At 72.1% G+C, this 21,702-nt stretch carries 22 protein-coding genes and 1 riboswitch; of the genes, 8 read left to right on the top strand and 14 right to left on the bottom strand.

The features are described 5' to 3' along the window. Window positions 1-95: 95 nt before the first annotated feature. The 7 genes from ACZ4XD_RS04035 to ACZ4XD_RS04005 form a co-directional block, all read right to left on the bottom strand. The gene (locus ACZ4XD_RS04035) at window positions 96-1,115 is read right to left on the bottom strand and encodes a hemolysin family protein (protein ID WP_468037955.1); all 1,020 of its coding nucleotides are present in this window, start codon (window positions 1,113-1,115) and stop codon (window positions 96-98) included. Beyond that, the gene (locus ACZ4XD_RS04030) at window positions 1,112-2,455 is read right to left on the bottom strand and encodes a hemolysin family protein (RefSeq protein ID WP_468037953.1); all 1,344 of its coding nucleotides are present in this window, start codon (window positions 2,453-2,455) and stop codon (window positions 1,112-1,114) included. Before ACZ4XD_RS04030 ends, ACZ4XD_RS04035 begins: the two co-directional genes overlap by 4 nt. A gap of 231 nt (window positions 2,456-2,686) precedes the next feature. Next, window positions 2,687-3,112 carry a GNAT family N-acetyltransferase gene (locus tag ACZ4XD_RS04025; RefSeq protein WP_468037951.1) on the bottom strand — a complete coding sequence of 142 codons (426 nt, stop codon included), beginning with the start codon at window positions 3,110-3,112 and terminating at the stop codon, window positions 2,687-2,689. Between the two features lie 72 nt (window positions 3,113-3,184). After that, on the bottom strand, window positions 3,185-3,679 hold the full coding sequence (locus tag ACZ4XD_RS04020) for a MaoC family dehydratase (RefSeq protein ID WP_468037949.1): 495 nt from the start codon (window positions 3,677-3,679) through the stop codon (window positions 3,185-3,187). Between the two features lie 11 nt (window positions 3,680-3,690). Then, window positions 3,691-5,193 carry an acyl-CoA synthetase gene (locus tag ACZ4XD_RS04015; RefSeq protein ID WP_468037947.1) on the bottom strand — a complete coding sequence of 501 codons (1,503 nt, stop codon included), beginning with the start codon at window positions 5,191-5,193 and terminating at the stop codon, window positions 3,691-3,693. Window positions 5,194-5,206: 13 nt separating this feature from the next. Continuing rightward, window positions 5,207-6,100, bottom strand: coding sequence for an amidohydrolase family protein (locus tag ACZ4XD_RS04010; protein ID WP_468037945.1), 894 nt, complete (start codon window positions 6,098-6,100; stop codon window positions 5,207-5,209). A gap of 4 nt (window positions 6,101-6,104) precedes the next feature. Further along, on the bottom strand, window positions 6,105-7,034 hold the full coding sequence (locus tag ACZ4XD_RS04005) for an SDR family NAD(P)-dependent oxidoreductase (protein ID WP_468037943.1): 930 nt from the start codon (window positions 7,032-7,034) through the stop codon (window positions 6,105-6,107). A gap of 233 nt (window positions 7,035-7,267) precedes the next feature. Here ACZ4XD_RS04005 and ACZ4XD_RS04000 point away from each other — a divergent pair, with 233 nt between their 5' ends. Further along, a complete protein-coding gene (locus ACZ4XD_RS04000) occupies window positions 7,268-7,690 on the top strand; it encodes a MarR family winged helix-turn-helix transcriptional regulator (RefSeq protein WP_468038342.1) in 423 nt (140 codons plus the stop codon). A gap of 21 nt (window positions 7,691-7,711) precedes the next feature. On the opposite strand, the gene ACZ4XD_RS03995 is transcribed toward ACZ4XD_RS04000, so the two are convergent. Continuing rightward, on the bottom strand, window positions 7,712-9,193 hold the full coding sequence (locus ACZ4XD_RS03995) for an APC family permease (RefSeq protein ID WP_468037941.1): 1,482 nt from the start codon (window positions 9,191-9,193) through the stop codon (window positions 7,712-7,714). Between the two features lie 371 nt (window positions 9,194-9,564). Between ACZ4XD_RS03995 and ACZ4XD_RS03990 the strand changes: the two genes are divergently transcribed. The 4 genes from ACZ4XD_RS03990 (at window position 9,565) to ACZ4XD_RS03975 (ending at window position 12,876) form a co-directional block, all read left to right on the top strand. After that, window positions 9,565-11,040 carry a purine-cytosine permease family protein gene (locus ACZ4XD_RS03990; RefSeq protein WP_468037939.1) on the top strand — a complete coding sequence of 492 codons (1,476 nt, stop codon included), beginning with the start codon at window positions 9,565-9,567 and terminating at the stop codon, window positions 11,038-11,040. 447 nt (window positions 11,041-11,487) lie between these two features. After that, window positions 11,488-12,117 carry a CAP domain-containing protein gene (locus ACZ4XD_RS03985; protein WP_468037937.1) on the top strand — a complete coding sequence of 210 codons (630 nt, stop codon included), beginning with the start codon at window positions 11,488-11,490 and terminating at the stop codon, window positions 12,115-12,117. Window positions 12,118-12,235: 118 nt separating this feature from the next. Next, the gene (locus tag ACZ4XD_RS03980; protein ID WP_468037935.1) at window positions 12,236-12,508 is read left to right on the top strand and encodes a toxin-antitoxin system HicB family antitoxin; all 273 of its coding nucleotides are present in this window, start codon (window positions 12,236-12,238) and stop codon (window positions 12,506-12,508) included. Next, on the top strand, window positions 12,505-12,876 hold the full coding sequence (locus tag ACZ4XD_RS03975; RefSeq protein ID WP_423603250.1) for a fic family toxin-antitoxin system, toxin component: 372 nt from the start codon (window positions 12,505-12,507) through the stop codon (window positions 12,874-12,876). The genes ACZ4XD_RS03980 and ACZ4XD_RS03975 overlap by 4 nt, the downstream gene beginning before the upstream one ends. A 22-nt stretch (window positions 12,877-12,898) precedes the next feature. On the opposite strand, the gene ACZ4XD_RS03970 is transcribed toward ACZ4XD_RS03975, so the two are convergent. From ACZ4XD_RS03970 to bioB, 4 genes are all read right to left on the bottom strand, one after another. Further along, the gene (locus tag ACZ4XD_RS03970) at window positions 12,899-13,570 is read right to left on the bottom strand and encodes a class I SAM-dependent methyltransferase (RefSeq protein WP_468037932.1); all 672 of its coding nucleotides are present in this window, start codon (window positions 13,568-13,570) and stop codon (window positions 12,899-12,901) included. Window positions 13,571-13,772: 202 nt separating this feature from the next. Then, window positions 13,773-14,474 (bottom strand): dethiobiotin synthase, encoded by a 702-nt coding sequence (gene bioD, locus ACZ4XD_RS03965; RefSeq protein ID WP_468037930.1) that lies wholly within the window; start codon window positions 14,472-14,474, stop codon window positions 13,773-13,775. Between the two features lie 186 nt (window positions 14,475-14,660). Beyond that, window positions 14,661-15,965, bottom strand: coding sequence for an adenosylmethionine--8-amino-7-oxononanoate transaminase (locus tag ACZ4XD_RS03960; RefSeq protein ID WP_468037928.1), 1,305 nt, complete (start codon window positions 15,963-15,965; stop codon window positions 14,661-14,663). Continuing rightward, window positions 15,958-17,127 carry a biotin synthase BioB gene (gene bioB, locus ACZ4XD_RS03955; RefSeq protein ID WP_468037926.1) on the bottom strand — a complete coding sequence of 390 codons (1,170 nt, stop codon included), beginning with the start codon at window positions 17,125-17,127 and terminating at the stop codon, window positions 15,958-15,960. Before bioB ends, ACZ4XD_RS03960 begins: the two co-directional genes overlap by 8 nt. 156 nt (window positions 17,128-17,283) lie before the next feature. On the opposite strand from bioB, the gene ACZ4XD_RS03950 reads away from it, so the two are divergent. Beyond that, window positions 17,284-18,510, top strand: coding sequence for an 8-amino-7-oxononanoate synthase (locus ACZ4XD_RS03950; protein WP_468037924.1), 1,227 nt, complete (start codon window positions 17,284-17,286; stop codon window positions 18,508-18,510). Between the two features lie 287 nt (window positions 18,511-18,797). Continuing rightward, entirely contained in the window at window positions 18,798-19,226 is a 429-nt protein-coding gene (locus tag ACZ4XD_RS03945; protein ID WP_468037922.1) for an ATP-binding protein, read from the top strand. Between the two features lie 31 nt (window positions 19,227-19,257). Here the strand turns inward: ACZ4XD_RS03945 and ACZ4XD_RS03940 are convergent, their stop codons facing one another. After that, window positions 19,258-20,172, bottom strand: coding sequence for a LysR family transcriptional regulator (locus ACZ4XD_RS03940; RefSeq protein WP_468037921.1), 915 nt, complete (start codon window positions 20,170-20,172; stop codon window positions 19,258-19,260). A 71-nt stretch (window positions 20,173-20,243) separates the two neighbouring features. Between ACZ4XD_RS03940 and ACZ4XD_RS03935 the strand changes: the two genes are divergently transcribed. After that, window positions 20,244-20,903, top strand: coding sequence for a LysE family translocator (locus ACZ4XD_RS03935; protein WP_468037920.1), 660 nt, complete (start codon window positions 20,244-20,246; stop codon window positions 20,901-20,903). 97 nt (window positions 20,904-21,000) lie between these two features. Here ACZ4XD_RS03935 and ACZ4XD_RS03930 read toward each other — a convergent pair whose 3' ends face one another. Beyond that, complete coding sequence (locus ACZ4XD_RS03930) at window positions 21,001-21,474, bottom strand: C40 family peptidase (RefSeq protein WP_468037919.1); 474 nt, start codon at window positions 21,472-21,474, stop codon at window positions 21,001-21,003. A gap of 4 nt (window positions 21,475-21,478) precedes the next feature. After that, window positions 21,479-21,664: riboswitch (cyclic di-AMP (ydaO/yuaA leader) on the bottom strand. Window positions 21,665-21,702: the final 38 nt, after the last annotated feature.

Genomic DNA, 21,702 nt, shown 5'->3' with positions numbered 1-21,702 from the left:
CGCATGCGATGGCGACCGGCGAGGCAGCGCCCTGACCGATCGGTCAGCAATCTGACCGATCGGTCAGGCGCGTGGTGGTTCAACCGCCCCCTTCATCAGGCCGCGGGGCGTTGCAGCACCAGCTCCCGGAGCACGTCCTCCATCGTCACCAGCCCGGCCAGCCGCCCGTCGTCGCCGATCACCGCGGCCAGATGCGTACTCGATCCGCGCATCGCCGTCAGTACGTCGTCCAGCAGCGTCGAGGCCCTCACCCGGGCGATCGGGCGCAGCGCGGAGACCGGGAAGGGCAGAGTGCGGGGGCTGGCGTCCAGGGCGTCCTTGACGTGCAGATAGCCGAGGATGCGCCGGGTGTCGTCGACCACGGGGAAGCGGGAGAAGCCGGACTCGGCGGCCAGTCGCTCCAGCCCCTCGGCGGTGATCCCCATCTGTGCGGAGACCACCTTCTCGACCGGCAGCACCACGTCCCGGACCGGCCGGCGGCCCAGCTCCAGTGCGTCACGCAGCCGCTCCTGCGCCCGCTCGTCGAGCAGACCGGCCGCCCGGGAGTCCTCGACCATCTTCGCCAGCTGATCGTCCGAGAACGTCGCGGCCACCTCGTCCTTGGTCTCCACCCGCATGAGCTTGAGCAGCCCGTTGGCGAGGGCGTTGATCGCGAAGATCGCCGGACGCAGGGCCCGGGTCAGGGCGACCAGGGGCGGCCCGAGCATCAGGGCGGTGCGCACCGGCTCGGCCAGGGCGACGTTCTTGGGCACCATCTCGCCGAAGAGCATGTGCAGATAGGTGGCCAGCGACAGCGCGATCACGAACGAGATCGGGTGGATCAGCGCGGTCGAGATGCCCACGGCATGGAACACCGGCTCCAGGAGGTGGGCGATGGCGGGCTCGGCGACGGCGCCCAGTACCAGGGTGCACAGGGTGATGCCCAACTGGGCCGCCGCCAGCAGGGCCGAGACATGCTGGAGCCCCCACAGCACGCTGGTCGCCCGGCGGTCACCGCGCTCCGCGTACGGCTCGATCTGGCTGCGGCGTACCGAGATCAGGGCGAACTCGGCGCCCACGAAGAAGGCGTTGACGACCAGCGTCAGCAGACCCACGAACAGCTGGACCGCGGTCATCGGGGGGCCTCCTGCTCCTGGTAGCCGGTGCTGCCCGGCAGCGGGGCGTGCAGCAGCACCCGCGCCGCGCGGTGGCCGGTGGCGTCCAGGACATCCATCGTCCAGCCGGCCACCTCCAGGGTGTCGCCGGCTTGCGGTATCCGGCCGAGTTCGGTGGCGATCAGACCGGCGAGGGTCTCGTACGGGCCTTCCGGGAGCCGCAGGCCGATCCGCTCCAGCTGGTCGGTGCGCGCGGCGCCGTCGGCCTGGTAGGCCTTGCGGCCCGCCGCGTCGGTTCCGGCGGGCGCCAGGTCGGGGGTCTCCAGCGGGTCGTGTTCGTCGCGGACCTCGCCGACCACTTCCTCGACGATGTCCTCCAGCGTCACCACTCCGGCCGTACCGCCGTATTCGTCGATGACCACGGCCATCGTGCGCTTGCCGGAGAGCCGGTCGAGCAGCCGGTCCACGGTCAGCGTCGTGGGGACCAGCAGCGGCTCGCGGACCAGCTCGGAGACCGGGTGGCGGGGGCGGCGCTCGGCCGGGATGGCCAGCACGTCCTTGATGTGCGCCACACCGACGACGCTGTCCAGGCTGCCGCGGTAGACGGGGAAGCGGGACAGCCCGGTCGCCCGGGTCGCATTGGCCACGTCCTCGGCGGTGGACTGCACCTCCAGCGCGATCGCCTGCACCCGCGGTGTCATCACGTTCTCCGCGGTCAGATCGGCGAGGTTGAGGGTGCGGACGAAGAGCTCGGCGGTGTCCGGCGCCAGCGCGCCCTCCCTGGCGGAGTGCCGGGCCAGCGCCACCAGCTCCTGCGGACCACGGGCCGAGGCCAGCTCCTCGGCGGGCTCCAGGCCCATCCGGTGGACCGTGCGGTTGGCGGTGTTGTTGAGATGCCGGATCAGCGGCCGGAAGGCGGCACTGAAACCGCGCTGGGCGGTGGCGACCTTCTTCGCGATGGGCAGCGGGTGGGAGATGGCCCAGTTCTTCGGGACCAGCTCGCCGACGACCATCAGGACGACGGTGGAGATCGCCGTACCGAGGACCACCGCCAACGAATCAGCCACCGAGCGCGACAGGCCCATCGCGTCCAGCGGTCCCGCCAGCAGAGTGGCGATGGCCGGTTTGGACAGCATGCCGATGACCAGGCCGGTGACGGTGATGCCCAGCTGGGCCCCGGAGAGCTGGAAGGTGAGACCGCGGGCCGCCTTCAGGGCGCTGTCCGCGCCCCGCTCGCCGCGCTCGGCGGCGCGCTCCAGTTCGCTGCGCTCGACGGTCGTCAGCGAGAACTCGGCCGCGACGAAGACACCACAGGCCAGGGTCAGGAGGAGCGCCACGCCCAGAAAGAGCAGGTCGGTCATCGAGTCACCTCCGTCCCATGATCGAACAGGATCGGGAGGTTCGCGCTCTGTCGGGAGGGTGCCCGGCAACTGGGAGGCTCGCCCATGGCTGGACGCTCACACACCTTTCACTGAGGAGGGGGAACACCATGGTAAAGGATCAGCAAAGTCACTGGTGAGCCGAAGTCGCCGGCGTGCAAAGAGCCCGCCCCGGGGCCGGGGCGGGCTCTGCGCGCTCTGGAGATGCCGGGCTCAGCTGTCGAGGTGTTTGACCCAGCGGCTCCACTGGGGTTCGGGCCCGTAACCCGCCGCGCGCCAGGCATGCTGCGCCGGCTCATTGCGGTCCAGCACCATCGCATCGCCGCGCCGGCCGCCCAGCGCGCGGAACCGCTCCTCGGCGGCCGCCAGCAGGGCGGCGCCGATGCCCTGCCTGCGGTACCCGGGGTGGACGGCCAGCCGGTAGAGATGGCAGCGCCAGCCGTCGAAGCCGGCTATCACGGTGCCGGTGAGCACGCCGTCGCGCTCGGCCAGGAGCAGGGCCGCCGGGTCCCGGGTGACGAGCCGGGCCATTCCGTCGTGGTCGTCGCTGATGCTGGTGCCTTCCGCGGCCGTGCGCCAGAACGTCAGCACGGTATCGATGTCCGACGCGGTGGCGCTGCGGATGTGGAGATCGCTCATGCGGTGAGCCAAGCAGAGCGCCCAAGTGATCGGCGACCCCTTTCCGCAGGGACGGACCCGGATCCGGAGGGCTCAGACGTAGAAGCGCGTGACGCTCTGGAGCACGGCGGCGGGTTTGCTGCCGCCCTCGATCTCTATGGTGCCGTCCACCGTCATCTGTACTCCGCCGCTGATGTCGTCGACGGAGGCGAGGACGGCGGTCAGCCGGAGGCGGCTGCCGACCGGGACGGGCGCGGGGAAACGGACCTTGTTGAGGCCGTAGTTGACCTTGGTGGTGACGCCCTCGACCTCCAGCAGGTCGGTGAAGAGCGGAATGAACAGCGCCAGGGTCAGATAGCCGTGCGCGATGGGGCCGCCGAAGGGCCCCCGCCGCGCGCGTTCGACGTCCACATGGATCCACTGGTGGTCGCCGGTGGCGTCGGCGAATTGGTTGACGCGGTCCTGGGTGAGGTCGATCCAGTCACTGGTGCCGAGCGCGCTGCCGGACAGCTTCTTGAGTTCGTCGATGCCGTGGACGGAAACAGTCACCTTGATTCTCCTCGGGGAGGGGCGGAAAGGGGGGCGCATGGAAGGGTTGGTCAGCGTGCGCCGTACCGGGCGCGGACCTGCTGCTTGAGGAGCTTTCCCGAGGCGGTGCGCGGGAGTTCAGCGGCCACGACCAGGGTCTTCGGGATCTTGTACTTGGCGAGCCGGCCGGCCAGCGAGGTGAGGATTCCGGCCGGGTCGGGCACCGCCCCTTCGCGGGGGACGACCACCGCACGGCCGACCTCGCCCCACTCGTCGTCGGGAACGCCGATGACCGCGCACTCGGCGACATCGGGGTGGGCGAGGAGGGCGTTCTCGACCTCGGCGGGGTAGATGTTCTCCCCACCCGAGATGATCATGTCCTTGAGCCGGTCGACGATGGTGACATAGCCGTCGGAGTCGATCCGCGCGGCGTCCCCGGTCCGGAACCAGCCGTCGGTGAAAGCTGCCGCACTCTCCTCGGGAAGACCCCAGTACCCGGGCATGACATGTGGCCCGCGGACGACCACCTCGCCCGTCTCTCCCACCTCCACCGGCGTCAGGTCGGGCCGGGCGACCCGTACCTCGCTGAAGAAGTGCGGGACGCCGGCGGAGCCGCCCTTGCTGACGGCGTGCTCGGCGTCGAGGAAGAGGGCCCCGGGGGCCGCCTCCGTCATCCCGTACCCCTGAAGGAACGACAGACCGCGCCGCTGGTAGGTCTCGATGAGCGAGCCGGGGACCGGTGCGCCGCCGCAGGTGAGGGTGCGCAGCGAGGAGAGGTCCGCCTGCTGCCAGCGGGGCCGGCCGGCGAGCCGGCTGTACATGGCGGGCACCCCGAACATGAACGTCACGCGGTGCTCCTCGATCAGATCGAGGGTCGCATCGGGGTCGAAGGACCCGGTCAGGACACAGGCGCCGCCCTTCAGCAGCACGGGCAGGGTGAGCATGTTCAGCGCGGCGGTATGGAACAGCGGCGCCGACACCAGCGCCACCTCGTCGGCCGTCAGATCGCTGTCCACCAGCACATTGACCGCGTTCCAGGTGAGGTTGGCGTGGGTGAGCATCGCGCCCTTGGGGCGGCCCGTCGTGCCCGAGGTGTACATGATGAGGCCCACCTCGTCGCCGCCGACGGGTTCGTCGACGGGGTCGCGCGAGGAGGCCGCGAGGAGCTCCTCGTACTCCGGGCCCACGGTGACGGTTCTCCGCAGGTCTGCGGCGCCCCGCAGCTCGTCGACGACGGCTGCCTGCGCCGGGGAGTGCACCAGCACACTCGTCCCGGAGTCCGTCAGCTGGTAGGCGATCTCGGGTGCGGCGAGGCGGGTGTTGAGCGGCACGAACACCGCGCCGAGCAGACCGGCGGCGAAGAACGTTTCCAGGAAGGACGGGTGGTTGGGGCCGAGGTAGCCGACCCGGTCGCCGCGCCGGACCCCCGCTGCGCGCAGCGCGTGGCCCAGACGGGTGGTGCGCTCGTGGAGTGCGGCATAGGAGGTCGGCGCGCCCTCATGGAGGAGGGCGGTGCGACCGGGGGTCTTACGGGCCCGGCGGGCGGGCCATGACCCCAGTCCCTCGTTGCGCATCACAATCTCCTTGTCAGGAGCGGGATTCGGGGTCCGGACCGGCGAGCCCGAGGAGCCGGGCGGCGTTGTCCTTGAGGATCTTCGGCCTGACCTCGTCCTTGAGCGGAAGCTTGGCGAAGTCGGCGAGCCAGCGGTCGGGCGTCAGGACGGGGTAGTCGGAGCCGAAGAGCACCTTGTCCTGGAGCAGCGTGTTGGCGTAGTGGACAAGCTGTTGCGGAAAGTACTTGGGCGACCATCCGGACAGGTCGATGTGCACGCCCGGTTTGTGTGTCGCGACGGCGAGCGCCTCGTCCTGCCAGGGGAACGACGGATGCGCCAGGATGATCTTCATCTGCGGGAAGTCGGCGGCGACATCATCGACGTACAGCGGATTGGAGTACTTCAGCCGGATGCCCCCGCCGCCGGGCACGCCGGCGCCGATGCCGGTCTGGCCCGTGTGGAAGAGCGCGATGGACCCGGTCTCCTCGACCACCTCGTACAGCGCGTAGGCGAGATCGCGGTCGTTGGGGAAGAAGCCCTGGATGCTGGGGTGGAACTTGAAACCCCGGACGCCGTACTCCGCCACCAGCCGCCGGGCCTGCTTGACGGCGGTCCTGCCCCGGAAGGGGTCGAGCGAGGCGAAGGGGATGAGTACGTCGGGGTGGGCGGCCGCGGCCTCCGCGACCTCCTCGTTGGGCACCGGAGGTGTGCCGGTGGCGGATTCGGCGTCGACGGTGAAGACGACGGCAGCCATCCTCCGTTCCCGGTAGTAGGCGGCCATCTCCTCCAGGGTGGGCTTGCGCGCGCCCTCGACCTTGAAATAGGCGCTGGAGGCGTCATACAGGTCGTTGTCCAGGGCATGGGCGCCCTTGGCCGACACCTCGGCATGGGTGTGAACGTCGATCGCGACGAGCTCGTCGGGGTTCATCGGATCACCGGGCCTGGGGAGCGGGGATGCCGACCGTCTGCGGGCTGCTGCCCACCGAGTGATGCCAGGTGGCGGCGATGCCCTCCGGCGTCCAGCCGCCCTCGGCGTAGGCGACCGAGACCTCCTGTGGATGCGACCAGAGCGCGAGCTTGTCACCGCCGATGCCGATGCACTGCCCGGTGACGCCCCGCGCCGCGTCGGAGGCGAGGAAGGGCAGCAGCGCGGCACAGTCCTCGGGAGTGCCGAACCCCTCGCCCTTGCGCAGGAACTGCGGCAGCGGCTCACCGCGGTGCAGGGCCTCGACGTACGGGGCGAAGGCCGGGATCGTCTCGGTCATGGCGGTCGCCGCCACCGGGACGACGGCATTGACGGTGATGCCCGCCCGGCCCAGCTCCATGGACCAGGTGCGCACCATGGCACCGATGCCGGCCTTGGCCGCGGCGTAGTTGGTCTGGCCGAAGTTGCCGCGCTGGCCGGCCGGTGAGCCGATCAGGATCAGGCTGCCGCCCTCGCCCTGTTCGCGCATCCGGACCGCGGCGGCCCGGGCACAGGTGAAGGTGCCCCGCAGATGCGTGGTGACGACGCTGTCGAAGTCGTCGTCCGTCATCTTCCACAGCACGCGGTCCCGCAGGATCCCGGCGTTGGTGACCATGATGTCGAGCCGCCCGAACTCCTGGACGGCACGGGCGACCAGGCGGTCCGCGGCCTCGGTGGTGCCGACGGCCACCACCTCGGCCACCGCCCGGCCGCCCGCATCGGTCAGGGACCGGACGGCCTGCCCGGCGATCCCGGCGTCCACGTCATTGACGACGACGGCGGCACCGGCCCTGGCCAGCGCGGTGGCGTAGGCGAGGCCGAGACCCCGGCCGGAGCCGGTGACCACGGCCACCTTGCCGCTGAGGTCGGTGGAGGAAGGGGGAGTGGGGTCTGACACGGCGATGTGCTCCTTCTCTTGGGAGGGAGGGTGCGGGAGCCCTGGGCTGCGGCTCGGCGCGGTCCGACTCTCCCGAAGGAAGCTAAGACCAATCATTGTTGTCGTCAATAGTTGCCGTGGACCTCGATATGCTCCATGCTGGGACGGCCCGCCCCGCCCCGCCCACGCTCCCGCTCCCACGGGACCTCACACCGGAGCCAGAGATCGCCGAGACCGACGCCGACGCCCCCTGGATGCGCGCCCTCCACGCCGACACCGGCTACCTCCTGTACCGCCTCGGCCTGCGGTCGGGGAGCATGTTCAACACGGCGCTCCAGGAGTACGGCCTGCGGCTGCGCCACTACGCCCTGCTCCGGTATCTGACGACCGTGGAAGGGGCCCTGCAACGGGAATTGAGCGAACGGCTGGGCTACGACCCGAGCGCGATCGTGAGCCTGGTCGACGACCTCCAGGACCTCGGTTACGTCGAACGCCGGCCCGCGCCCGGCGACCGCCGCAGCCGCATCGTGGTCCTCACGGACCAGGGCCGCAGCGCCCTGCGCGACACCGATGAGTCCAGCCGCGAGGTCACCGACGAGCTGCTCGTCCCGCTCGATGCCGGCGAACGAGAGCTGCTGCACGCACTGTTGCTCCGGGTCGCCGAGCCGGAGCAGTAGTCCCGCCGGTCCGGACCCGCGCTATCGGGCCGGGCCGGCCGCGCGCTCCTCGTCCCGGGGCCGGCTGCGCCCGCGCTGCGTCAGGTACCCGGCGACGGCGACCGCCAGCAGCAGCGCGACCGTGCCGAGGGTGAACGCCTCGAAGGTGAGCCGGGAAACGCCCCAGACCGCCCGGAAGTCGTACGGGAGGCCGAAGAGCTGCTCCAATGTGCCGGGGAACAGCGCCACCCATGAGCCGAGCACGATCCAGCCGTAGACGAGCAGCGTCGCCACGGTGAAACCGCGGGCGCCGAAGGGGACCTGGTAGGGGCGGGGCACCTCGCGGTGGCGCAGCCGCAGCGCCAGCAGCGAGGGAACCACCGCGAGATAGGACAGCAGCAGGGTGGTGATCGCGACGGTCAGCACCACGCCGAAGACCGCCGAGGCGTCCCCCTTCGCCAGGTTCATCGCGGCGGCCATGAACACGGTGGCGGTGACGCCGGAGAGCAGATTCATCCGGACCGGCGTACCCAGCCGCGGATGGAAGGCGCCCAGGCCCCGGCTGAAGAACCCGCCGTCGGCGGCCGCCATCGCCTGCATCCGGTCGGCGACGATCATCCAGGCGCTGCCCTGTGTCAGCAGCGCCACCACGAACAGCACCGCGACGAAGGTCAGCACCGGCTCGCGCCCGGCGCCGTAGATCCCGAAGACCAGCCGGGCGGCATCCATGAAGCCGCCGACGCCGGTGACCCGGCCGGGCGGCGCGGCCGAGAGAATGGCCAGCACCGGCAGCAGATAGCAGCAGGTGGCGATGGCCCCCGACACCCCGATCGCCACCGGCACATCGCGCTGCGGAGCGAGCATCTCGTCGCCCGCCGCATTGGGCGCCTCGAACCCGACGAACGCGAACAGCAGCACCGGCACCAGCGCCAGAAACCCCACCCCGGTGGGGGAGAAGCCGGCGTCCTGGAGGCCCCGGAAGCCGTGCTGGATCCCGTACGCCACCGCCGTACCGGTGAAGAAGGCCAGCGCCAGGACCTTGGCCCCGGCGCCGGCCGTGGTGATCCATTTGCCGCGGCGCAGCGAGACCACCGCGGTGAGAATCGCCGCCCAGATGAAGGCCAGCTTGAAGGCGTAGTCCGCCACCGTCCCCGAGCCGAGCGGGAGGACGAAGCCGTCCCATGCCGCGGCCGCCACGAAGACCAGTGAACCGCCGAGCCAGACGGGGTTGGTGACCCAGTAGAACATCGTGGTCAGCACGGCCGCCGGCCGCCCGAAGGCCACCTCCACCCAGACATAGGGCCCGCCTTCCTGCGGGAACGCCGCCCCGGTCTCGGCGAACACCAGGGCATAGGGCAGCAGGAACGTCACCGCGAGGACCGCGATCCAGGTGACGGCCTGCCCGCCGCCGGCGGCGATCTGCCCGATCACATCGAAGGAGATCACGGCGGCGACGCCCATCGCCATGATGTCGAAGCGCCGCAGACTGCGCTTCAGATGCGGGACGGGGGCGGGGACGGACACGGCGTGGTCCTCCTGATGGCCGGTGCGGTCGCGGTCGGTCCGGTCCGTCGCTGCCCTCCGTGGGCCGGGCCCGCGACCGTCACATCGTGCGGCATCGGCTCCGGCCGCCTCCGCAGCGGCACGCCCTGCGACGAACGGCTGCTGGAGAACCGCGCGCCGGTGCCGTGCGTCTCGCACCACATGGAGATCCCGGGGAGGACGGATCTTGGTCATTGACCTGGTGGCCCGGGTACCCGAGACTCCGTTCAGCCCCCCTCGTCGGCCGCCGCCCCACCGGTCATCCGGCAGCTCCGTGCTGCCCGTCCGCCGGTTGGCCGTCCCGTCACCCACCAGCCCGCGACCCCGCGCGGGCCAGCCACGAGGAGGCCGCCGTGATCGATCGGCACGGAGCCGCGCAGCCCGGCGCGCTCGGAACCCACACCGTCGGCGAAGGGCCGGAGCGCGCACGGCACGGGGGTGCCCGTGCACTGTTCACCCTCGGATTCGGCACCCATATCGCCCCGTTGGCCCTGGTCACCGGCGCGATGGCGGTGCAGGTGTGGCATCAGCCGCTGTGGTCGGGCGTCTTGGCGGTGCTCGTCGGGCAGCTGCTGGGCGGGGTGTGCACGGCGTCGCGGTGGGCGCCGGGCCCGCGGCCCGGTGGACCGCGCAGCCTCCGCCGCCGGGTCCGGTTCGGTTCGCCGGGCGCGCTGCCGAGCGTGGCCGTCGCGGCCGCCGTGTACGTCGCGTGCTTCGCCGCCCACCTCGTGCTCGCCGGGCGGTCGCTGCATGCCCTCGCGCCCCACCTGCCGGTCGGCGGGGGCATTCTGCTCGCCGCCGTCGGCTCCGGGCTGCTCTGCCTGACCGGCCGGCGCCTGCTCCACTTCCTCCACAAGGCGGCGCCGGTGATCCTCGGCCTCGGCTGCCTGGCCGGCCTCGCCGCCGTCGTGGCCCGCGGCCTGCCCGCGGACTTCCTCACCCGGGGCGGCTTCACCTTCGCCGGCTGGCTCACGATCGTCTCTCTCAGCGCCCTGTGGCAGCCGGCCCTCGCCCCGTACGTCGCGGACCCCGCGCGCCCGCTGCCCCGGCCCGCCCGCACCGCCGCCGCCTTCCGGGCGAGGTACGGGGGCTCCTGCCTGGGCTCCCTGCTGCCGTTCCTGGCCGGTGCGGTGGTCGCCCCCGCCTGCCCGGGCCCGGACCCGGCCGCCGGATTCGACGCCGCGGCCGGGGCGTTCGGGCCGGTGCTGCTGGCACTCTTCCTCTTGATCGTCCTTCACCACAGCGCGCTCAACCTCTACCGCGCGGTGCAGACGACGCTCACCTTCGGGCAGCCACTCCGGGCCGGTTGGGTCCGCGGCGCGGTCGGCGTTCTTGTCCTGACCTGCGGACCGGCCCTCGCCCTCGGCCTCGCCGGCGACTTCGTGCCGCGCTTCGCCGATCTGGCCCTGGCGCTGCTGGCCGTGCTGGTGCCCTGGGCGGCGATCAATCTCGTCGACGTCGCTCTCCTGCGCCGCGGCAGAGGCGGCGAGTACCCCGGGGCGGCCGACGCCCCGGACGACGAGCACCACCACCACGGGCGCTTCGACCCGGTCGCGCTCGGCTCGTACGCCCTGGGCCTCGCCGTCCAGATCCCGTTCCTCGCCACCGGCCCGTACACCGGCCCGATGGCGGCGTACTTCGGCGGCGCGGCGCTGTCCTGGCTTGTAGGGCCGGCCGTGACCGCGCCGCTGTACTTCCTGTGGGCGCGGTCCCGGCGGCAGTGTGACGGGGCAGCGGTGTTCAGTGTGCGCGAGCAGGCCGCCCGCATCCTCGATCCGCTCCGGCCGCTGTACCCCGAGGACGTACGAGGCTTCGCGGACACCCGTTAGGACACCGCGAAAGGGGCCACCCGCAGCTCGATGCGGGGCCGAAGGGCCCTTCCCTCCAGGCTCAGAAATTCTGTGCCCGGCCCGAAATTCCCTTTCCCTGCCCCGGGAGTCGAGAGGTGCTGCGGCATCGTACGGAACTCGCGGGAAATTTACCAACGGCCGCCGTATCACCGGTGCAAGTTCGTTTGTGGCGAAGGCTTTCGAGGGGGCCCACCAGCGAACTTCTCCCGATTAACAGGATCTGAAGTGCATTGGCCCGGCAATTCCTTTATGCAAGGGGGAGTTGAATGCCGGGTGGGAGGAGTACGGGATTGCCTTGTTACGGTGCCTCCTGTTCTCGGAAAGGCAGTTCGGGTGGCCGAACGAGCCTGTGGGGAGTGGGCGGTGCCGATGGGTGCCATCCGCTTTCCGTTCCGGCATTCCCCCATGGAGACGATTTAGTTGAACGTGAAATTCTCTTCGGTGCGGCGCGAGGCGCGCGGTGCTCACCGGCGCCGGGTCCGGATGATTCCGATCGGCATCCTGGCCGCGGCCGGTGTCCTCGGCGGATCGCTGGCCGTGTTCAACTCCCAGGACAACGCGACGGCGAGCGAAGCCTTCCCCCGGTCCTCGGGCAGCGCCACCCCCGACGCCACGCCGAGCGACCGGCCCTCCACGCCGGCGCCGAAGGCGACCACGTCGGGCAACGGCAAGATCGACCGCTACGAGGCGGAAATCAACCGGCTCGTCAACAAGGCACGCGTCGAGCACGGCTGTGCGCCCCTGCACCGCGATCCCCGTCTGGACAAAGCCGCCCGGCTGCACAGCCAGGACATGGCCGCACACAGCCACTACTCGCACACCTCCACCGACGGCAAGGGCCCGAAGGAGCGGATGGAAGCGCAGGGGTACGACGATGCCTCGTCGGAGAACATCGACGCCTGGCCGACGACGCCCAAGGGCGCGTTCGACGCCTGGATGCACAGCCCCGGCCACCGGGCCAACATCCTCAGCTGCCACTCCAAGGCCACCGGTATAGGCGTCGCCCTGGGCGGCAAGCACCGGGCTTACTGGACCCAGGACTTCGGCTACAAGTAAAGCCGTGGGAGCCGCCCGCCCGGTTGCCGCGCAGCGGAGCGACCGGGCGGGCGGGGCCCCGGGGGCTCCGCCGCCCCGCCGCTTGCCGCTGCTAGCGGATGCGCGCTAGCTTTAAGGGGTGGCGAAGACGCAGCTGAACGTCAGGGTGGACGAGGCCACTGCCGAAGCGGCGCGAGAGCGCGCTATGCAGCGGGGAGTGAGCATGAACCGCTATATCGAGGAGCTCGTCCTCAAGGACGCCGGCGAGGTCGGCCAGACCTTCGTCGAGGCCGCCTCCGACTTCATGAAGCAGTACGAGCGTGTCTTCGCCGAGGAATTCGGCCGGCAAGAAGGCAGTCCCCCTGCCACTCCGGGCACCACCGACCACGAAGGACTGCCGGGCACCACGTGACACTGCGCATCGACCTCGCCTGGCTCCTTCTGATCGCCGAACAGCACACCCCCGGAGACCCCCAGGTCACCGACTGGGGCGCCCTGGTGGCCGCCGTCAGCCGCCATGAAGCCGAGATATTCGGTGTGCCCGTCTACACCGATCCCCAGGACCGCGCCGCCGCGCTGCTCCAACTCCTGCTCCAGGTACCGGCGTTGGAGGAGGCGAATGCGATGTTCGCGACCGCCGTCGCCTATGGCTACCTCGTCGCCAGCGGCCTGAAGATCGCCACCTCCCCCGAGCAGGTCCGCGACCTCGCCCGCCTCGTCAAGGACGGCACGGCCGATGTCCGGGCCATCGCGGACGCGCTGCGCACCTGGACGGTCTGAACGCCACTCGCGCCCGGGCCGCTCAGTCGGCCGGCCGCCGGGCCGTGCCCAGCACCGCCGGTGAGGTCGGCAGCGTCGGCCCCCGCTCCGGCACCCGCAGCCGGCGCACCCGCAGCACCTCGAAACCGGCCGTGCGGATCTCGCCCAGCGGATCCCGGCCGGTGTGACAGCCACCCATCAGCAGCGGCCAGACGGTCCGGTCCAGCGACCACTGCACCGCCGCCAGCCCGCGCCCCGCGGCCCGCCCGTGCTCGAAGAACCGCAGCTCACCGCCCGGCCGCAGCACCCGCCGCAGCTCCAGCAGCGCCCGCTGCACCTCGTACACCGAACACAGCACCAGCGACGCCACCGCGGTGTCGAACGCTTCGCTCTTGACCGGCAGCGCCTCCGCCACCCCCGGCACCAGGTCCACCGGCACCTCCGCACGCGCCGCCGCCGACCGGGCCACCTCCCGCAGGGTGGCCTCCGGCTCGATGGCCACCACCTCCGAGACGGTTCCCGGATAGTGCGCGAAGTTCAGCCCGGTGCCCGCGCCGACCTCGATGACCCGGCCGGTGGCGCCGGTCAGCAGCTCCTTCCGGAGCGCGGCCACCCCCGCCCGGGCATCCGCGGCCGGACCGCAGCAGTTCGCATAGAAACGGGCGAACACCGGGTGGTGCACCGTGCCGTGCGGAACTCTTCTGCGCTGCCACATGACGGACCCCTTCGCCGACGATGCCCGCTCCTGGAGTCAGTTTCCCCACCGGGCGGGCAAGGAGTCTCCGGGAGCCACCCCGTCAGCGGTCCGGACATCCGTACGAGGCGGGAGCGGCCCGGCACCCGGGGCCTGGGCCGTACGTCTCCCGTCCTCGCGCACCACGCGGCGCGTACGGCGGTGTGCCGGGGCCGCACCGCCGTCACGAGGGGATGCCGAACGCGCCCGATCCGCCGAGCGCCGGAGCCAGCCAGTCCGGGGCCGCGGTGCGGAAGGCGTGCGGCGCGAGCCCGCCGGAGCCCTCCGGGACCAGGCCGAGGAGCGGGGCGCCCGCGGCGTCCGGGAGGTCCGCCAGATTGCAGCGGGACGCGAGATCGGGCTCGGCCGGCCAGCTGCCGATGACGACGCCCGGGGAGTCGAGCCCATACGAGCGCAGGGCCAGCGCGGTCAGTGCGGTGGCGTTGAGGGTGCCCAGGCCCGCCTGGGCGACCACCAGGACGGGGGCCCCGGCCAGCCGCGCGGCGTCGGCGAGCGTATGGCCGTCCGCGTCGAAGCGGACCAGCAGCCCGCCCGCGCCCTCGACCAGCACCAGGTCGTGCGACGCGGCCAGTTTGGTGGTGGCCTCGGCGATGTCCCGCGGACCGACCGGCGGCAGCCCGGACCGCAGCGCGGCCGTCGCGGGCGCCAACGGTTCCGGGTAGCGGGCGAGTTCGACGCCGGTGACCGGGCCGGCCAGCCGCTCGACCTCCGCCACATCACCCGGCTCATGGGCCGTGACGCCGGTCTGGGCCGGCTTGAGCACGGCCACCGAACGGCCCCGGGCGAGCGCCGCCGCGGCGATCGCGGCCGTGGTCACGGTCTTGCCGATCTCCGTGCCCGTGCCCGTCACGAACAGCACCGACATGGTTGTGCCTCCGACTCTGCGCGGACGGTCCCGCGCGCAATGACTGGGAATGTTGCTGTGTGCCCGGTGCTTACCGGCACCGGCACCGGCACCGGCACCGGCACCGGCACCGGCACCGGCACCGGGGCGCGGGCCGCGGCGCCGGGCGGCGGGGGCGCGGACACCCGGCCACCGCCGCCCGTACGGTCAGCCCTCGCGCGCCGCCGCGCGCACCGCGGCGCAGATGCGCGCCACATCGTCGTCGCCGGTGATGTACGGCGGCATGGTGTAGATCAGATCCCGGAACGGACGCAGCCATACGCCCTCCCGGACCGCCGCCCGGGTCGCGGCCGCCATGTCCACCTCGTGGTCGAGCTGGACGACGCCGATCGCGCCGAGTACCCGTACGTCACGCACCCCGGCGATGCTCCGGGCCGGGGCCAGACCGTTCACCAGCCCGGCCTCGATCCGCTTGACCTCCTGCGCCCAGTCCTGGGACAGCAGCAGTTCGATCGAGGCATCGGCGACGGCCGCGGCCAGCGGATTGCCCATGAACGTCGGGCCGTGCGCCAGCACCGGCAGGGCGCCGCGGGAGATCCCGTCCGCCACCGCCGCCGTGCACAGCGTCGCCGCCAGGGTGAGATATCCGCCGGTCAGCGCCTTGCCCAGGCACATCACATCGGGTGCGACGCCCGCATGGTCAGCGGCGAAGAGGGCGCCCGTACGGCCGAAGCCGGTGGCGATCTCGTCGAAGACGAGCAGCACGCCATGCGCGTCGCAGGCCTCCCGCAGCACCCGCAGATAGCCGGGGGAGTGGAACGACATCCCGCCCGCCCCCTGCACCACGGGCTCCACGATCACCGCGGCCAGCTCCTCGGCGTGCCGGGCGATCAGCTCGCGCAGCTGCGCGGCATACGCCTCGTCCGGCGCCGCGTCGAAGCCGGCCGGCGGGGCGTCCGCGAAGATCTGCCGCGGCAGCACCCCCTGCCACAGCTCATGCATTCCGCCGTCCGGATCGCACACCGACATCGGCTGCCAGGTGTCGCCGTGATAGCCGCCCCGCCAGGTCAGCAGCCGCTGTTTGCGCGGCTTCCCGAGCGAGCGCCAATACTGGAGGCACATCTTGACGGCGACCTCGACCGACACCGAACCGGAGTCGGCGAGGAAGACATGCTCCAGCGGCTCCGGGGTGATGTCGACCAGCCGCTTCGCCAGCCGGACGGCCGGCTCATGCGTCAGCCCGCCGAACATCACATGGCTCATCCGCCCCAGCTGGCCGCGCGCGGCCTCGTTGAGCACCGGGTGGTTGTAGCCGTGCACCGCCGACCACCAGGACGACATGCCGTCCACCAACTCGTCCTGCCCCTCGACCGGTTCGGCCAGCCGGAGCCGGACACCGGACGCGGACTCCACCAGCAGCGGTGCGGCCTTGCCGGGCATCGGCCCGTACGGGTGCCACACATGCTGCCGGTCGAGCGCGAGCAGTTCGCCGGGGGCGAGCGGCTCAGGCATTGGGCGGCAGGTCGGTACCGGCACCGCGGCGGCGCACCGAGACCAGATCACGGCGGGTGTCCTCGGACGGCGCCGGGACACCGGCGGTGAGTTCCTCGGCGCCGCCGTCCGCGCCGTCTGCGTCGTCCGCCTCGTCGGCCGCCGCGCCGCAGTCCTGCCTGCGGTGCTCCGGCAGCGTCGTGGTGTCCGTGCCCTCGACCTCGAACCCGGCGTCCGCGATCATCGAGAGGTCGTCCTTGCCGGCCTGGCCCTCACTGGTCAGATAGTCGCCGAGGAAGATGGAGTTGACCAGGTGCAGGGCGAGCGGCTGGAGACTGCGCAGATGGACCTCGCGGCCGCCGGCCAGCCGTACCTCGATGTCCGGGCAGACGAACCGCACCATCGCCAGGATGCGCAGCGCACGCTGCGGAGTGAGGTTCCACTCCTTGGCGAGCGGGGTGCCCTCGAAGGGGATCAGAAAGTTGACCGGGACCGAGTCCGGGTCCAGTTCGCGCAGTGCGAAGACCACATCGACGAGGTCGGCGTCGCTCTCCCCCATACCGGCGATCAGCCCGGAGCAGGCGGACATACCGGCCGCCTGGGCCTGCTGGACGGTGGACACCCGGTCCGAGAAGTCGTGCGTGGTGCAGATGTCGCCGTAGGTGGCTTCCGAGGTGTTCAGGTTGTGGTTGTACGCATCGGCGCCCGCCGCGCGCAGCCGGCCGGCCTGGCCGTCGGAGAGCAGACCGAGACAGGCGCAGACCTCCACGCCCTCGTTCTGCTCCTTGATGGCGGAGATGGTCTCCGAGACGCGGTCCACGTCCTTGTCCGTGGGGCCCCGGCCACTGGCCACCAGACAAACGCGCTTGGCGCCACCGGCCACCCCGGCGGCCGCCGCCTTGGAGGCGTCATCCGGCTTGAGCCAGGTGTACTTGAGGATCTCGGCCTTCGAGCCCAGCCGCTGGGAGCAGTACGAGCAGTCCTCGGGGCACAGGCCCGACTTGAGGTTGACGAGATAGTTGAGTTTGACCCGCCGCCCGAACCACTGGCGGCGCACCTTTCCGGCCGCGGCCACGACATCGAGCAGTTCGTCATCGGAGGTCGCCAGCACGGCCAGCGCCTCTTCGCGGGTCGGCAACTCGCGCCGCAGTCCCTTGTCCACCAGTGTGTTCAGCAGGTCCATGGCGTTGATCCTGGCGTACGCCACCGCCTCCGGCCAAGGAGGATCTCCACAACGAGCTCCGATCGAGGTGTGTGTATCACCACACCGTGAGCATGCGGAACGACCGCTAACGTCTATCGACAGCCGACAATCGAGGCCGACAGACGAAGGACGCCGATGCCGCAGGACTCCGCCCCGTCGCTGCTCCACGACACCGCGCCGGCGAGCCCCGGCGAGCCCCCCGCCGCGGCCTCCCGGCCGGTGTACGACGCGGCGTTCGACTGGATCGACACGGCCCGCGCCGCACGCCATCGTGCCGGTCTGGTCCGCACGCTGCGCCCCCGCCCCGCCGAGTCCCCGTTGCTCGATCTGGCCAGCAACGACTATCTCGGACTCGCCCGGCACCCCGAGGTCACCCGCGGTGCGGCCGCCGCCGCGCACCGCTGGGGCGCCGGCGCCACCGGTTCCCGGCTGGTCACCGGCAGCACCGAGCTGCACGCCCGGCTGGAGGCGGAACTCGCCGAGTTCTGCGGCTTCGAGGCCGCTTTGGTGCTGTCGTCCGGTTATGCCGCGAACCTCGCCGCCGTCACCGCGCTCACCGCCCCCGGCACCCTGGTCGTTTCCGACGCGGGCAACCACGCCTCCCTCATCGACGGCTGCCGGCTCTCCCGGGCCCGTACCGAAGTGGCCCCGCACGCCGACCCCGAGGCCGTGCGCGCGGCGCTGACCGGCCACGACGGCCGGGCGCTCGCCGTGACCGACGCGGTGTTCTCGGTCGACGGCGACGCCGCGCCGCTGCCCGCGCTCGCCGAGGCATGCCGGGCCGCGGGCGCCGCGCTGCTCGTCGATGACGCGCACGGCCTGGGCGTCCTGGGCGAAGGGGGCCGCGGTGCGCTGTGGGCGGCCGGGCTCGCCGGTGACGGTGATGTGGTGGCCACCGTGACGCTCTCCAAGTCCCTCGGCTCCCAGGGCGGTGCGGTGCTCGGCCCGGCCCGGGTCATCGAGCACCTGGTCAACACCGCCCGGTCGTTCATCTTCGACACCGGACTCGCCCCGGCCGCGGCCGGCGGCGCCCTGACCGCGCTCCAACTGCTGCGCCGCGAACCGCAGCGCGCCGCTCGGGCCGGCCAGGTCGCACGGGAGCTGCACGACCGGCTCACCGCGGCGGGGCTGGCCGCGGTCCGGCCGGACGCCGCGGTGGTCTCGGTCCGCGCCCCCTCGCCGGAGGCGGCGGTCCGCTGGGCCGCCGACTGCCGTGCGGCCGGACTCGCGGTCGGCTGCTTCCGGCCGCCGTCCGTGCCCGACGGCATCTCCCGGCTGCGGCTCACCGCCCGCGCGGACCTGACGGACGCTCAGCTCGACACGGCGGTCGGCACGATCGTGGCCACGGCGCCGACGGCCTGACGCGTACGACGTTCCGGGCCGGGGCCGGCCGCCCCCACCGGCCCCGCTCCGGGGCCTGCACCCGGAACCCCGCTGTGCGGCCCTGCCAAATCCGGTCTCGCGTGGCAGAGTTCACCGCAACGAGCGATAGGGCTCCGTATATGTGGGTGGATCGGGTATCTCATCGCCGGTGGGGGTGGCAGTCTGGCTGCCCAGCAGAAGCCCGAGGCCGCACCGGTGTCCGGAGCGGCATCCCGGCTCCGGTGCGCACCGGACCCGGGCCTCGGTGGGAAAGGGACGGCGCCTCGATGGCAGACCACCAAGCATCCTCACTGACTCTGCCGAGCGCCCCCGCCTCGGTCCGCACCGCCCGCACCCACGCCCTCACCGTGCTCGCCGAATGGGGCCTGCCCGCCGGCTCCGCACTCGCCGACTCCCTCCGGCTGATCGTCTCCGAGCTCGCGACCAACGCCGTCGTGCACACCTCCGGCCGGTCACCGGACTTCACCGTCGAGCTGCGGCTGGAGCGCGACGAACAGCTGCGGGTCGGCATCACCGACAGCCATCCCCGACGCCCGCGCCGGCTGCCCGCCGCCGTCCAGCAGGACAACGGCAGGGGTCTGGTCATCATCCGCTGCCTCGCCGCGGAAGCCGGCGGCCGGCTCTCGGTCGTCCCCACCGACTCCGGCGGGAAGACCGTCTGGATCACCGTGCCCTGGCAGAACGCCGTCCGCTGACCAGCTCTGCCGCATCCGGCGATACCTGGGGCTACGGCGCGGCGGCGTGGCGGGTGAAGGCCCCGCGCAACAGGGCGCGCAAGGTGTCCGCGGCCGGGGCGCCGTCGGGGCGGTAGGCCACCGAGATCCGGCGGAGCAGTTCCGGCGGGTCCAGCCGGCGGACACCCAGCGGGGTCACCGAGCCCTCCGCCATCATCTCCGGGACCACCGCCACCCCGAGCCCCGCGCTCACCAGCGCACACACCACGGCATAGCTCGGCGACTCGCAGCGCACCGCCACGCTCGCCCCGGCGGCCGCCAGCACCGCCTCCACGGCACGCCGGTTCGGGTTGGCCGGCGCCATGCTGACCAGCGGCTGACCGGCCAGCTCGGCGAGCGGCAGCCGTCCGGCGCCGGCCGCCAGGACATGGCCCGGCGCGGTGACCAGCACCAGTTCCTCGGTCAGCAGCGATTCGAGCCGCACCCCCTCCGGCGTCGGCATCGCCTCGCCCGGCACATACGCATGTGTCAGCGCCAGATCGACCTCGCCCAGCGCCACCGCCGCGGTGGCCTGCGGAGGCACGTACTCCGTGACGCTCAGCTCCACATCGGGGTGCGCTCGCCGGAACGCGCTGAGCGCGGGCGGCAGCAGATGCGTCCCGGCGGTCATGAACGTGCCGACCCGCAGCCGGCCGCCGGACAGCCCCGTCAGCCGGGACAGCTCGTGCCGCGCCTGATCCAGCTCGTCGAGCACCCGCCGGGCCCGTACGAGCAGCAGCTCACCGGCCGCCGTCAGCCGCGCCCCGCGGTGGTGGCGCACCAGCAGCGCCGTCCCGGCCTCCCGCTCCAGCTTGGCGAGCTGCTGGGAGAGCGCGGGCGCGGTGTAGCCCAGCCGGTCGGCGGCTCTGCTGATCGAACCGGCCTCCGCCACCGCCACCAGAGCGGCCAGCCGCGTGGGGTCGTACATAAGAACCTCTTTAGGCTCCCCAAGAACATTGCCACTCCCCATTAAAGGCTCTGACCAGCGAAACTGCTCCCATGGACGGACAGCTGATCGCCTTCATCCCAGTCGCCGCCGGCATGGTCGCCATGCCCGGCGCGGACTTCGCGGTCGTGGTGCGCAACGCGCTCGACTCGCGCCGGGCGGGGGTGGCGGCCGCCGTCGGAGTGGCGGGCGGGCTGCTGGTGCACACCGCACTGGCGGTGGCCGGGCTCGCGGCCGTGCTGGTCGCCGTGCCCGCGCTCTTCGGCGCCGTCCAACTCCTGGGCGGGCTATATCTGTTGTACCTGGGAGTCGGCGCGCTGCTCGGGGTCGTCCGGCATCGAAAGACGCACGAGGACACCGCGACCGGCCCGCCTGCGCCGCAGGCCGACGATCCGCCCGCGCTCCTGGGCACCGCGCGGAGCCTGCGCCAGGGTTTCCTGACCAATGCCCTCAACCCCAAGGCGCCGGTCCTCTTCCTCAGCCTGCTCCCGCAGTTCGTCCCGGCCGGCGAGCCCGCGCTGCCCCGTACGCTGCTGCTCGCGACGATGGTCGTCGCCATGGCGCTGGTGTGGTTCCCGGCCGTCGCGCTGCTGGTCGACCGCCTGGGCAGCCTGCTGCGCCGCCCACGGGTCACCCGAGCCCTGGAAGCCGTCACCGGAGCGCTGCTCACCACGCTGGGCGGCATCCTGCTCGTCGAGGTCGCACTGGCCTGAACGGCAGGCAACGGGCCCGGGGCCGACCGCGGATTCCAGGGCACGCCAAGTGTGCCGATCCCACTGTGAATTGATCACATGTGAGAAGAAATGCCGGTCAGCCCACCCGCCCGTAGGAGACCGCGCCGCTCCAGATCCGTTCCAGCCGCACCACGCTCCCAGCCTTGGGGGCGTGCCACATCTGGTCCCGGCCCGCGTAGATGCCGACGTGGTAAATGCCGCGTGCGGAACGGAAGAAGACCAGGTCACCGCGTCTGCGCAGGGAGGCCGGGAGATGCCGGGTGCGGATGTACTGCTCGGCGGCGGTACGGGGCAGGGCCCGCCCGGCGCGCTTGAACGAGTACAGCGTCAGCCCCGAACAGTCGAAGCGGTACGGCCCTTGGGCGCCGTACTGGTAGGGCGCGCCCCTCTTGGAGGCCGCGATCCGCAGCGCGTAGGCGGACACGGAGGCGGCTTCGGCGTTCCCGGTCTCTCCTGGGGCGACGGTGGTCCCGCCCAGGGTGACCAGCGTCAGAGCGGTGACGGTGCCGGCGCGCGCCAGCAGATTCGGCGTATGCATGCGCACAGTCATGCGCAAACCCTTCGTCAGCCGCCTGCGAAGGAAGACCTGTCGGGTTCGGGCAGGCGAAGATGCCCGGCCGTGCGTACGGCTTCACCCCAAGGAGCCCTCGGCCGTCAGGCCGGGACCCCGTCCTGCTCGGGTCCTCCGCTCCCGCCGATCCACAACGTCGACCGGACATCCGGTACGGCGGCGGGATTAGGCGCCCGTCCGGACCGCCCCGTCGCTGTGGCGGGGTCT

The sequence above is a fragment of the Streptomyces sp. NPDC029466 genome (genome assembly GCF_055574515.1).
This window is presented reverse-complemented; position numbering and strand designations above follow the sequence as displayed.